Source organism: Sphingomonas panaciterrae, from assembly GCF_036890205.1.
Classification (GTDB): Bacteria; Pseudomonadota; Alphaproteobacteria; order Sphingomonadales; family Sphingomonadaceae; genus Sphingomonas; species Sphingomonas panaciterrae.
The window spans coordinates 282506-295461 of sequence record NZ_JAKNQR010000003.1 but is presented as its reverse complement, the minus strand read 5'-3'; the positions used below and the strand labels follow the sequence as shown (position 1 = coordinate 295461).

10 protein-coding genes are annotated in these 12956 nt (G+C 66.6%); 3 read left to right on the top strand and 7 right to left on the bottom strand.

Features of this window, described 5'->3' with window-relative positions:
- Positions 1–7: 7 nt before the first annotated feature.
- Positions 8–4288 carry a DNA-directed RNA polymerase subunit beta' gene (gene rpoC / locus L8F96_RS11495; protein WP_145120460.1) on the top strand — a complete coding sequence of 1427 codons (4281 nt, stop codon included), beginning with the start codon at positions 8–10 and terminating at the stop codon, positions 4286–4288.
- Positions 4289–4387: 99 nt separating this feature from the next.
- On the opposite strand, the gene L8F96_RS11490 is transcribed toward rpoC, so the two are convergent.
- The gene (locus L8F96_RS11490) at positions 4388–5167 is read right to left on the bottom strand and encodes an SDR family oxidoreductase (RefSeq protein WP_046408317.1); all 780 of its coding nucleotides are present in this window, start codon (positions 5165–5167) and stop codon (positions 4388–4390) included.
- A gap of 268 nt (positions 5168–5435) precedes the next feature.
- Between L8F96_RS11490 and L8F96_RS11485 the strand changes: the two genes are divergently transcribed.
- A complete protein-coding gene (locus L8F96_RS11485) occupies positions 5436–6395 on the top strand; it encodes a hypothetical protein (protein WP_334656045.1) in 960 nt (319 codons plus the stop codon).
- Here L8F96_RS11485 and L8F96_RS11480 read toward each other — a convergent pair.
- The 4 genes from L8F96_RS11480 to L8F96_RS11465 all read right to left on the bottom strand — a co-directional run bounded on the left by L8F96_RS11480 (position 6382) and on the right by L8F96_RS11465 (position 9466).
- A complete protein-coding gene (locus L8F96_RS11480) occupies positions 6382–6945 on the bottom strand; it encodes a GNAT family N-acetyltransferase (protein ID WP_334656044.1) in 564 nt (187 codons plus the stop codon). The two genes, L8F96_RS11485 and L8F96_RS11480, sit on opposite strands and share 14 nt — an antisense overlap.
- Positions 6946–6953: 8 nt before the next feature.
- Positions 6954–7745 (bottom strand): LysR family transcriptional regulator, encoded by a 792-nt coding sequence (locus L8F96_RS11475; RefSeq protein WP_046408324.1) that lies wholly within the window; start codon positions 7743–7745, stop codon positions 6954–6956.
- A 105-nt stretch (positions 7746–7850) separates the two neighbouring features.
- Entirely contained in the window at positions 7851–8261 is a 411-nt protein-coding gene (apaG, locus tag L8F96_RS11470; protein ID WP_046408325.1) for a Co2+/Mg2+ efflux protein ApaG, read from the bottom strand.
- Entirely contained in the window at positions 8258–9466 is a 1209-nt protein-coding gene (locus L8F96_RS11465) for a trans-sulfuration enzyme family protein (RefSeq protein WP_046408327.1), read from the bottom strand. The genes apaG and L8F96_RS11465 overlap by 4 nt, the downstream gene beginning before the upstream one ends.
- A 114-nt stretch (positions 9467–9580) precedes the next feature.
- On the opposite strand from L8F96_RS11465, the gene L8F96_RS11460 reads away from it, so the two are divergent.
- Positions 9581–10798, top strand: coding sequence for a glycosyltransferase family 39 protein (locus L8F96_RS11460; protein ID WP_334656043.1), 1218 nt, complete (start codon positions 9581–9583; stop codon positions 10796–10798).
- Between the two features lie 7 nt (positions 10799–10805).
- Here L8F96_RS11460 and L8F96_RS11455 read toward each other — a convergent pair whose 3' ends face one another.
- Positions 10806–11906 carry a glycosyltransferase family 2 protein gene (locus L8F96_RS11455; RefSeq protein WP_334656042.1) on the bottom strand — a complete coding sequence of 367 codons (1101 nt, stop codon included), beginning with the start codon at positions 11904–11906 and terminating at the stop codon, positions 10806–10808.
- 6 nt (positions 11907–11912) lie between these two features.
- The gene (leuB, locus tag L8F96_RS11450; RefSeq protein ID WP_334656041.1) at positions 11913–12953 is read right to left on the bottom strand and encodes a 3-isopropylmalate dehydrogenase; all 1041 of its coding nucleotides are present in this window, start codon (positions 12951–12953) and stop codon (positions 11913–11915) included.
- Positions 12954–12956 lie beyond the last annotated feature (3 nt).

Here is a 12956-nt window from a genome sequence, read left to right as displayed (position 1 = left end):
TAGAAAAATGAACGAACTTACCAATTTCGCGAACCCGGTCGCCAAGCCGGAGACCTTCGACCAGATCCAGATCGGCATTGCGTCCCCGGACCGCATCCGCTCCTGGTCGTTCGGCGAGATCAAGAAGCCCGAGACGATCAACTATCGCACGTTCAAGCCCGAGCGTGACGGCCTGTTCTGCGCGCGCATCTTCGGTCCGATCAAGGACTACGAATGCCTGTGCGGCAAGTACAAGCGCATGAAGTACAAGGGCATCGTCTGCGAGAAGTGCGGCGTCGAGGTCACCGTCTCGAAGGTTCGCCGCGAGCGCATGGGCCATATCGAGCTCGCCGCCCCCGTCGCGCACATCTGGTTCCTGAAGTCGCTGCCGTCGCGCATCGGCCTGCTGCTCGACATGCAGCTGAAGCAGCTCGAGCGCGTGCTGTACTTCGAAGCCTATATCGTCATCGAGCCGGGCCTCACCCCGCTCGAAAAGTATCAGCTTCTCACCGAGGATGAGCTGCTCGAGGCGCAGGACGAATATGGCGAGGACGCCTTCTCTGCCGGCATCGGCGCAGAGGCCGTGCGCATCATGCTCGAGAGCCTGGATCTCGAAGGCGAGAAGACCGCGCTGCTCGAAGAGCTGGCGACGACCAAGTCGGAGCTGAAGCCCAAGAAGATCATCAAGCGGCTGAAGGTCGTCGAGAGCTTCCTGGAATCGGGCAACCGTCCGGAGTGGATGATCCTCGAGGTCGTGCCGGTCATCCCGCCCGAACTGCGCCCGCTGGTGCCGCTCGATGGTGGCCGCTTCGCGACGTCGGATCTCAACGATCTGTATCGCCGCGTGATCAACCGTAACAACCGTCTGAAGCGGCTGATGGAGCTGCGTGCGCCGGACATCATCGTTCGCAACGAAAAGCGCATGCTGCAGGAAGCGGTCGACGCGCTGTTCGACAACGGCCGCCGCGGCCGCACGATCACGGGCGCCAACAAGCGTCCGCTGAAGTCGCTGTCCGACATGCTCAAGGGCAAGCAGGGCCGCTTCCGTCAGAACCTGCTCGGCAAGCGCGTCGACTATTCGGGCCGTTCGGTCATCGTGACCGGTCCGGAGCTCAAGCTGCACCAGTGCGGCCTGCCGAAGAAGATGGCGCTCGAGCTGTTCAAGCCGTTCATCTACGCACGTCTCGACGCCAAGGGTCTGTCCATGACCCTGAAGCAGGCGAAGAAGTGGGTCGAGAAGGAGCGCAAGGAAGTCTGGGACATCCTGGACGAGGTGATCCGCGAGCACCCGGTTCTGCTGAACCGCGCGCCGACGCTTCACCGCCTCGGCATCCAGGCGTTCGAGCCCGTGCTGATCGAGGGCAAGGCGATCCAGCTTCACCCGCTGGTCTGCTCGGCCTTCAACGCCGACTTCGACGGTGACCAGATGGCCGTCCACGTCCCGCTGAGCCTTGAGGCGCAGCTGGAAGCGCGCGTCCTGATGATGTCGACCAACAACATCCTCTCGCCCGCAAACGGCAAGCCGATCATCGTGCCGTCGCAGGACATGGTGCTCGGTCTCTACTATCTCTCGATGGAGAAGCAGAACGAGCCGGGCGAAGGCATGCTGCTGGCCGACATGGAGGAAGTGCACCAGGCGTTGTTCAACGGCGCGGTGACGCTGCACACCAAGATCGTCAGCCGCGTTCCGCAGACCGACGAGGACGGCAACCAGTACCTCAAGCGCTACGAGACCACGCCGGGCCGCATGCTGCTCGGGGAGTGCCTGCCGAAGAGCCACAAGGTACCGTTCGAAACCGTCAACCGCCTGCTGACCAAGAAGGACGTCACCGACGTCATCGATGAGGTGTATCGTCACACCGGCCAGAAGGAGACGGTGCTGTTCGCCGACGCGATCATGGCGCTTGGCTTCCGTCACGCGTTCCGCGCCGGCATCTCGTTCGGCAAGGACGACATGATCATCGCGCCGGACAAGACCAAGCTGGTCGACGAGACGCGCGAACAGGTGAAGGACTTCGAGCAGCAGTATCAGGACGGCCTGATCACGCAGCAGGAGAAGTACAACAAGGTGATCGACGCCTGGAGCCGTTGCGGTGACCAGGTGGCGAACTCGATGATGAACGAGATCAAGGCCGTTCGCATCGACGAGGTGACCGGCCGTGAGAAGCCGATCAACTCGATCTACATGATGGCGCACTCCGGTGCGCGTGGTTCGCAGGCGCAGATCAAGCAGCTTGCCGGCATGCGCGGCCTGATGGCCAAGCCGTCGGGCGAGATCATCGAAACGCCGATCATCTCGAACTTCAAGGAAGGCCTGACCGTCCTTGAATATTTCAACTCCACCCACGGCGCCCGTAAGGGCCTCGCGGATACGGCGTTGAAGACGGCGAACTCGGGCTATCTCACCCGCCGTCTCGTCGACGTGTCGCAGGATTGCGTCATCGTCGAGGACGATTGCGGCACCGAGCGCGCGCTTGAGATGAAGGCGATCGTTCAGGGCGGCTCGGTCATCGCGTCGCTCGGCGAGCGTATCCTTGGTCGTACGACCGCGGAGGACATCGTCGAGGCGAAGACCGGCGAGGTCGTGATCCCGATCGGCACCCTGCTCGACGAGCCGATGGTGGCGAAGATCGAGGCGACCGGTGTGCAGGCCGTCAAGATCCGCTCGCCGCTGGTCTGCGAAAGCAAGATCGGCGTCTGCGGCAAGTGCTACGGGCGTGATCTCGCCCGCGGTACGCCGGTGAACATCGGCGAGGCCGTCGGCGTCATCGCGGCACAGTCGATCGGTGAGCCGGGCACGCAGCTGACGATGCGTACCTTCCACATCGGCGGCGCGGCGCAGCTCAACGAGCAGTCGAACCTCGAGGCGCCGGTCGACGGCACGATCGAGTATCGCGACCTGCGCATCATCGTCGACCAGCGTGGTCGCCGCGTGGTGCTCAGCCGCTCGGGTGAAGTCGCGATCGTCGACATGGATGGCCGCGAGCTGGCGGTGCACAAGATCCCGTACGGCGCGAATGTGCTGTGCGACGATGGGCACATCATCAGCGCCGGCGATCGCATCGCGGAATGGGATCCGTTCACCATGCCGGTGATCACGGAAACCGGCGGCACGGTGAAGTATCAGGACCTCATCGAGGGCAAGACGCTGACCGAGCAGGTCGACGAGGCAACGGGCATCGCCCAGCGCGTCGTGATCGAATATCGTGCAGCTGGCCGTTCGAAGGAGGATCTGCGTCCGCGCATCACCCTGCTCGACGAAGGCTCGGGTGAATCCGCCCGCTACATGCTGGCGCCGGGTGCGGTGCTGTCGGTCGACGACAACTCGGTCGTCTATGCCGGCGACGTGGTTGCCCGTGTCGCTCGCGAGTCGGCCAAGACCCGCGATATCACCGGCGGTCTGCCGCGCGTTGCCGAGCTGTTCGAAGCGCGCAAGCCGAAGGAAAATGCGATCATCGCGAAGGTCTCGGGCCGCGTGGTGTTCGGCAAGGACTATAAGGCGAAGCGCAAGATCGGCATCCAGCCCGAGGACGGCGGCGAGGTGGTGGAATACCTCATCCCGAAGTCGAAGGTGATCGACGTTCAGGAAGGCGACTACGTCAAGCGTGGCGACAACCTGATCGGCGGCAGCCCGGATCCGCATGATATTCTCGAGGTGCTCGGCATCGAGCCGCTCGCGGAATATCTCGTGTCGGAAATCCAGGAAGTCTATCGACTGCAGGGCGTGAAGATCAACGACAAGCACATCGAGACGATCGTTCGTCAGATGCTGCAGAAGGTCGAGATCACCGAAGCCGGCGACACCACCCTGCTCCCTGGCGAGCAGGTGGACCGTGCGGAGATGGACGAGGTCAACGCGAAGCTCGGCAAGAACGAGGCACCGGCCCAGGGCAAGCCCATCCTCCTCGGCATCACCAAGGCGTCGCTGCAGACCCGGTCGTTCATCTCGGCCGCGTCGTTCCAGGAGACCACCCGCGTCCTCACCGAGGCGGCGGTCCAGGGCAAGCAGGACACGCTGATGGGCCTGAAGGAAAACGTCATCGTCGGCCGGCTCATCCCGGCAGGCACTGGCGCGGGCATGAACCGCCTGCGCGTGGCGGCTTCCTCGCGCGACGCCGCGCTTCGTGCCCAGCAGAAGAAGCTGGCCGATGCGATGATCGTCGCGCCGTCCAGCGCGGAAGAACTGCGTGCGGCCGAAAACGCCCGCAGCCCGCGTGAGGACGTCGGCACCGGTGACGATCCGCTCGCCACCGTCGTCCCCTCGGGCGACGGCAGCGACGAGGCTGCCGGCGAGTATCTGAACGACTGATTGTTCCGGTCAGCCTGACACAATCAGCCCCGCCGGAGCGATCCGGCGGGGCTTTTTGTTCGAAAATACCCACAGCGGCGTCGACGTGCCGCGCCGGCGTCAACCGGGTACCGCAGCCGACCCGGCGAGCAGCCCGCCATCAATGCTGATCTCGGTCCCGGTGACATAGGTCGCCTCGTCCGACGCCAGCGTCACTGCCAGCGCGGCGACCTCGTCCGCCCTGCCGAAGCGCCGGAGCGGCGTATCGGCGACCAGCGCCGCCATGCGCGCCTCGCGCTCCGGCCCCTCCCCCAGCATTTGTTCCCACATCGTCGTCAGGATCGCGGCGGGGTGGATCGAATTACACCGGATCCGCCACCCCTGCTGGGCGCAATAAAGCGCCACCGTCTTGCTGTGATTGCGGATCGCCGCCTTGGAGGAGGCGTAGGCCGCAGCGCCCGGTATCCCAACCATGCCGGATCGCGACGAGATGTTGATGATCGATCCAGTCCCTGCGCCCTTCATCGCGCCGATCGCATAACGACAGCCAAGGAACGTGCCGTCCAGGTTCACCTGATGCACCGCCCGCCAATCGGAGAGGCTGGCATGTTCCGGATCGTGCGGCCCCGCATTGCTCTCAAATCCGGTCACGCCGGCATTGTTGACCACGACGTCGGCGACGGGAACCAGCTGCGCGAGCCGGTCCCAATCCTCCTCCTCGCGCACGTCGAGCGGCTCGAAACGGCAGCCGATCTCTGCCGCGGTCGCAGCGCCCGCCACCGCGTCCACATCAGTGACGAAGACGCGCGCGCCCTCATCATGGAAGCCCGCGGCAATCGCACGCCCGATCCCACGCGCCGCGCCAGTGACGACGCACGTCTTGTTCTTCAATCTTTGCATGAATGTTCTCGAAACAGAGTCCGGACGGCGGATCGCTCCACCAATCGATGTCTTTTGCCGCCTCAGCGGTGACGCTGGATCATCTCGAAAACTCCTGAACCTTGCCTGCTTCTACAGGAGAGCGCCGCGTGGAGCAATTTTCTCGCGCGCTCCACCTCCGTGAGCCCCGACGAGCCCCATCAGACAAACTGCTGGGCGAACAGGAAACAATTGGTGCTACGCTGGCACCTTCTCTCCGCTTTTTTGCGGGCCACGCCGGAGACGCTCCATGGGCATCAGCAAGGCAATCGCAGTCACCTTGGCGGCACAGCTTTCGAACCCAATGCTCCCGGCCGGCGCCATTCCCAGTCCTCGGTCGCTCCCGATTTCATCCACGCAGCCCGAACCTTCCCGGGCCTGTGCGGTCCCGCGCGGCTGGGAGGGGGTCGCTGAGCGCGAACCTCGATTTGTCATCTTTGGTGAAGTGCATGGAACGCAGCAGGCACCGGCCTTCATCGGCGATCTCTCTTGCGCGCTGGCGGCGCAAGGCAAGAGGATCCTGGTCGCCGTCGAACACCCCTCTGATCTCAGCGCCGCCTACCAACATGCCTGGCAGCTCCCGGAAACGGCGTTCGTACAGGCGTTGAGCAAGGCTGGCTGGGCGCAGATGGACGACGGAACCGGCAGCGAAGCGATGATGGCCCTACTGGTGCGCCTGCATCAGCTGGCGCGGCGCGGCGCAGCGATAGACGTAACGCCCTTCAACGGCATGAAGAACGAGGCGCAGGCGCAGCAATTCGCGCACCTGCCGGGTCAGGGCCCGCACGAGGCAGCACAGGCAGACAATATCCTGCGCGCCGCATCCTCCCGCCCCTATGATTATGTGCTCGTGCTGGAGGGTAACGTACATGCGCGCAAGCGGCCCGTGCACCATTCCGGCGTCACGTTCGACCCGATGGCGCGGCATCTGGCGCGGCATGGTCGCCTTGTGACCCTTGATATGGAGACGGCCGGCGGCACGGCATGGAGCTGCCAGATCAAGCCAGACTTCAAGCCTCAGCCGGGCACGCCCGTCACGTCAGACGCGGTCGTGTGCGGGCCTCACGCTGTCGGCAGGACCGAACAGCCCGACGGCCCGCCCTTCATTGCCCTGACCGATCCGCCCCCCGCTCATCACGCCGCCGATTACGACGGGACCTTCTGGCTAGGTCGTGTCCGCAGCTCTCCGCCGGCGGTCACACCCGACTAGAGCGCAGGCGCTGCCCCCGCGCGCGCTTTTGCGGTTGCCATTCATCGCGCAGCAGGCCCCAGATCACGCTGTCGCGCACCCCGATATGCGTGTGCCATTCCGCGCGCAGCAATCCCTCGCGCTGGAAACCGAGGTCCATCAAGAGCGCGATCGATCGCTGATTTTCGGGATCGGTATCGGCGAACACGCGCCGCGCGCCCTCGGCAAACAACAGGTCGATCAACGTGCCCACCGCCTCGCGACCATAGCCCTTGCCGGCGGCCGACGGTGCCAGGAGATAGCCGATCTCCATCACGCCGCGCCGCCGCTCCCCCGCGGCCAGCGTGCCGATCGCGCGGTCGCTCGCCTTCTCCACGATCACCCATTGCCGCCACTGGTCGTCGACGTGCGGGGTCACATAGGCGATCGTGTCCGCGACGCTCTCATGCGGCGGGCTCGACCAGAAGCGCATCACCCGCTGGTCGCGATAGGCTTCGTACAGCGCCGGCGCGTCGTCATGCGTCGGGGCCCGCATCAGCAGCCGCTCGCTTTCAAACGGGTCCGCCCTCATGCCGACGATCAACCCGCCAGCGCCTCGACCAGCGCCTGCACCTTTTGCTGGCGCCATTGCGGCAGCGGCGCGACCAGCCAATAGCCCAGCCGCGACGGCCGCGGCTCACCGACCAGCGCCACCTTGCCCGCGGCGATATCATGCGCGGCGAGCAGCTCGGGCACCGTCGCCCGGCCCAGCCCGCGTGCCGCGGCGTCCAGCGCCAGCCCCGCATCCCCGACGCGCACCAGCGCCCCGGCCTCATCCATGCCGTCACCCGGCCAGGCGATGATCGCCGCCGCGCCGCCGCCCGGCCGCTCGACCGTCACCATGCCCTCGCTCTCGATCGCCTCGCCTTCGTGAAGGCCCGGACCCTCACCCCAGGTGATGGCAAGGTCGAGGTTCGCCTCGGTGAAATCGGGCGCGCTGTCGGCGGTCACCAGCACGAAGCGCAGGTCGCTGTCGCGCTGCGCGATCGTCGCCAGCCGCGGCAGCAGCCACTTCTCCGTCAAGTCGCGCGGCGCGGCGATGGTCAGCGACTTGGACGATTGCCCCGCCTGCATCGCCCGCACCGCTTCCTCGAACTGCAGGAAGCCCTGCCGCAGCGCCGACAGGCCGGCCTCGCCCTCCGGCGTCAGCTCCAACCCCTTGGTCGTGCGGCGGAACAGCACCACGCCCAGCGTATCCTCCAGCGCGCGGACCTGCTGGCCCACCGCCGCCGGGGTCACCGCCAGTTCGTCGGCCGCGCGGGTAAACGACAGATGGCGTGCCGCGGCATCCAGCACGCGCAGACCGTTCAGGGGAAGATGCGTACGCTTCACGCCGCGCTCCCCCTGGCAAGCGGCGATCGGTCAGAATGATAGGCGTGACGGGTCACCATGCCACGTGCCATGCCCCGCTCCCGCCCGCATCGCAAGCGACGCTGCTCAGCCACGCTCTCCACCGGTCACCGCGGGCGCGATCAGCGCGAACTTCGGGATGGCGACGTCGAACGTCATGCCGGCGGCATCGACCATGCGATAACTGCCCTGCATCGACCCGGCCGGCGTGGCCAGCGGGCAGCCCGAGACATAATCGTAGCTTCCGCCCGGCAGGATCAGCGGCTGCTCGCCCACCACGCCCTCGCCCTCGACCGAATGGCGCGCCCCGCGCCCGTCGATGATGATCCAATGGCGGGTCAGCAGCTGCACTGCCTGCGGCCCATCATTCTCGATGCGGATATGATAGGCCCAGAACCAGCGGCCCCGCTCGGGCTCCGACTGTTCGGGTAGATAGCTGACCGACACGCGCACGGTCACTCCCCGCGTCGTTTGCGACGAAGGGAAGAATGCCTTCACAAGCCGATCGTCCGCAGCGCCTGGTCGAGATCGTCGATCAGGTCGGCCGGATCCTCCAACCCGACATTCAGCCGCAGCATGCCCTCGCCGATCCCCATCTCCTCGCGCTTCTCCGGCGTGACCGACGCATGGGTGGTGGAGGCGGGATGGGTCATCAGCGACCGGGAATCGCCGATATTGTTGGAAATGTCGATCAGCTGCAGCGCATCGAGCAGGCCGTGCGCCATCGCACGTCCTCCCTCCACCTCGAAGGCGAAGATCGGCCCGCTTGCCTCCATCTGCGACATGGCCAGCTCGTGCTGCGGATGGCTGGGCAGGCCGGGGTGAAGGATCCGCGCGACGCGCCCTTCCAGGAACGCGCCGACCTTCAGCGCATTCTCCGACTGGCGACGGATGCGCAGGTCCAGCGTCTCCAGCCCCTTCAGCACGACCCACGCGTTGAACGGCGACAGCGTCGGCCCGGTATTGCGCGTGAACGGCAGCAGCGTGTTGTCGATGAAATCCTTGGTGCCGCACACCGCGCCGGCTAGAACGCGGCCCTGCCCGTCCATCATCTTGGTGGCGGAATAAGCCGTCACGTCGGCGCCGAATTCCATCGGCCGCTGCAGGGCGGGCGTGGCAAAGGCATTATCGACCACGCTGGTGATGCCGCGCTCGCGCGCAATGGTGCACACCGCGCGCAGGTCGACGACGTCCATCGTCGGATTAGCCGGCGTTTCGAAGAAGAACACCTTGGTTTCGGGCCGCACCGCATCGATGAACTGCTGCGGATCGCGCGCGTCGACCACCGTGGTGGCGATCCCGAACTTGGGCAGCAGGTTGTCGACCAGCCAGCGGCACGATCCGAACGCCGCCCGCCCGGCCACCACATGGTCGCCGGCCTGCAACTGGCTCAGCAGCACCGCGGTCATCGCCGCCATGCCGCTGGCCATCGTGCGACACGCCTCGGCCCCTTCCAGCAGCGCGATGCGATGCTCCAGCATCTCCACCGTCGGGTTCTGCAGCCGGGAATAGGTCATCCCCTCCTGCTCACCGGCGAACCGCGCCGCGGCATCTCCGGCACAGTCATAGGCATAGCCGGAGGTGACGAAGATCGCCTCGGACGTTTCGCCAAATTCGGATCGAACGGTGCCCCCGCGAATGGCACGGGTCGCGGGGCGCCAGGTGTCGGTGATCGTGCGGTCTTGTCCGGTGCGGCGCTTCATCCGGCCGCTTTCGGCCAATTGCCGCGGGCTTTCAAGCACGACGCTCGCTCGTCTTGCCGCGCGCCACCCAAGCGCCGCATTGGCGCTTTGCCCACATCCGGCTAAGTCCGGGCCATGCTGCGCCGCCCCCTGCCGCTCGCGATCGTGGTTTTCCTGGTCGCGGAGGCATTGTTCCTCATCGGCCTGACGGTGCCGCACCAGTTCGTGTTCGACGAGGTGCATTACGTGCCCGCAGCCCGCGCGCTGCTGACGCTGGACGGCCCGGTCAACATCGAACACCCGCTGCTCGGCAAATGGCTGATCGCGCAGGGCATCCGCCTGTTTGGCGACGATACCCTCGGCTGGCGATTCATGTCGACGCTGGCGGGCGCCGTCACCGTGACCGCAATCTTCGCGATCGTGTGGCAGATCACCCATCGCCGCCGCCCCAGCCTCGTCGCGGCGGCGCTGACCGTGCTGAACTTCACGGTGTTCGTGCAGGCGCGCATCGCGATGCTCGACGGCTTCATGCTCGCCTTCCTCGCCGCCGGCATCGCCATGGCGGCCGCCGCGCTGCGCAATGGCGGGCTGGCCCGCTGGGCCGTGGCCGCGGCGCTGCTTGGCGCGGCCACGGCCTGCAAATGGCTCGCCGCCCCCTATGTCGCCTTTGCCGCCCTCGCCTTCGTGCTGCTGAAGCGGGAGGATCCGCGCCGCTTCCCGGGCCTGTCGACGCCGGTCGCGCTTGGCGTGCTCGCGCTGCTCTCGGCCGTGACCTACCTCGCCACCTTCGCGCCGGCCTTCTTCTATCGCGACGCACCGCTGACGCTCGCAACGCTGCTGCCGTTTCAGCTCGAGATGTTCGATCGGCAGACGCAGGTGCTGCCCGCCCACACCTATCAGTCGAACTGGTGGACATGGCCGCTACTGATCCGCCCGATCTGGTATCTCTATGAGCCGGCGGACGGCGCGCAGCGCGGCATCCTCCTGCTCGGCAATCCCGTCATCATGTGGACCGGGCTGATCGCGGTGGTCGCCTGCTGGTGGGGCTGGGTCCGCTCCGGCTCGGCCCGCCTGCTCGCCGCCGCCGCCCTGTGGACCGGCAGCCTCGCCGTCTGGGCGGTGATCCCCAAGTCGCTCGGCTTCTATTATTATTACTATCCGTCCAGCGTCTTCATCGTCATCGCCATCGTGGTCGCGCTCGATCACTGGCGCGCACGGACCCGCGGGTGGGATACGGCGCTGCTCGCCGCGTCATTGGCGCTCGCCATCTATTTCTATCCGGTGCTGGCCGCTCTGCCGCTGCCCGCCGCCGACGCCTTCCGCTATTGGACGTGGTTTCCGACCTGGGTCTGACCCCGCCTCAATAGCGACCCCAGACGAAGCGCGACGACAAGGCATAATTCCACACCGCGCCCACCAGCACCCCGGCCAGCGCCGACGCCGCCCAGGCGCCGTAATGGAAATCGTACAGGAACGCCGCGACGCCGACGTTGGCGACCGCCCCGACCGAGCAGACGACGCAGAACGACACCCACCCGTCCAGCAACTGCCGCGCGCCCCTCAGCCGCCGGTCGCGATAGGTCAGCGCATTGTTGAGGAAGAAATTGAACGTCATCGCCGCGCCGGTGGCAGCGATCTGGCCGATCAGGAATGACGCGCCCACCACCAGATGGAGCAGCGCCAGGACGCCCATATGGATGCCGACGCCGATCACCCCGATGGCGGAGAACATCGCAAACCGCACCGGTACCAGCCGGCCGAAGCGGCGATCGTACAGCGCGATCAGATATTCGAGCGCCACGACATGATCGAGCTTCGATTCCCCCTCGGTCCGCACGCGAAAGACATAGGGCAGCTCGCGAAACCGCAGCGGCCGGCCGCCGGCGGTCATGATGTCGAGCAGGATCTTGAACCCGATCCCCGCCAGATGCGGTGCCCGCGCGCGCACGACGTCGGTGCGCACCATGAAGAACCCGCTCATCGGGTCGGTCAGTCCCACATCCAGCACACGCTGCGACAGCCGCGTGGCGAGCGCCGACTTGCTCAGCCGGTCGCGATCCCAGTCGCCCGTCCCGCCGCCCTCGACGAAGCGCGACCCCACCACGATGTCGAGCGCCGCGTCCGATCGAAGCGCCGCCAGCATGTCCGGCAGGATGGTCTCGTCATGCTGCAGGTCGCCGTCGATCACCGCCACCGCGGGGGCGGCGGTCGCGCACATCCCCTCGATACAGGCAGTGGCAAGGCCCCGCCGCCCGATCCGCTGGATCACGCGCACGCGGCGGTCGATCCGCGCAATCTCGCGCGCGGCCTCGGCCGTCCCGTCCGGGCTGTCGTCGTCGACGAAGATCGCTTCCCAGCTGATCCCGGTCAGCGCCTGGTCCAGCCGCGCGACCAGGACCGGGATATTGGCTTTCTCGTTGAACGTCGGGATGACGATGGCAAGGTCGAGCAGGTCGCTCACCCCCGGTTACAATGCCGCCAGCACCGCGTCGCCCATCTCCCGGGTGGAACAGGTGCCGCCAAGGTCCGCCGTGCGATGCGTCACCAGCGCGCGCGCCACCGCCGCCTCGACCCGGTCGGCCGCGTCCGGCAGCTCCAGCGAATGGCGCAGCATCATCGCCGCGGACAGGATCGTCGCGCACGGATTGGCCTTGCCCTGCCCGGCGATGTCGGGCGCCGACCCGTGGATCGGCTCGTACAGCCCCTTGCCCGTGTCATCGAGCGAGGCGGACGGCAGCAGCCCGATCGATCCGACGCACATCGATGCCTGGTCGGACAGGATGTCGCCGAAGAGGTTGCCGGTCACGATGACGTCGAACTGCCCCGGATCGCGCACCAGCTGCATCGCGGCATTGTCGACATACATGTGGGTCAGCGTGACGTCGGCATATTCCCGCGCCACCTCCGTCACCACGTCGCGCCACAATTGCGACGTTTCCAGCACATTGGCCTTGTCGACCGAGCACAGCCGCCCGCCCCGCCGGCGTGCCGCCTCGAACCCCGCCACCGCGATCCGCGCCACTTCGCCCTCGTCATAGCTCATCAGGTCATAGCCCTGACGCAGCCCCGCGGCCGTGGTGCGCATCCCCTTTTCGCCGAAGTAAACGTCGCCGTTCAGCTCGCGCACGATCAGCAAGTCAATGGTGCGCGCGACCTCGGGCCGCAGCGCGGAGGCATCCTCCAGCCCCGGGAACAGCTTTGCCGGCCGCAGGTTCGCGAACAGCGACAATTCCTTACGCAATCCCAGGATCGCCTGTTCCGGGCGCAGCCCCCGCTCCAGCGCGTCGCAGGAAGGGTCGCCGACCGACCCGAACAGGATCGCGTCCGCGCGATGCGCCAGCTCCAGCGTCTCGGGTGGCAGCGGCTCGCCCGTCGCATGATAGGCCGCGCCGCCCACCAGCGCGCTTTCAAACGCGAGCGGCAGGTCCAGCGCCTCCAGCACCCGGCGCGCCTCCGCCGTCACTTCGGGTCCGATGCCGTCACCCGGCAGGATTGCGATCAGGGCCATGCG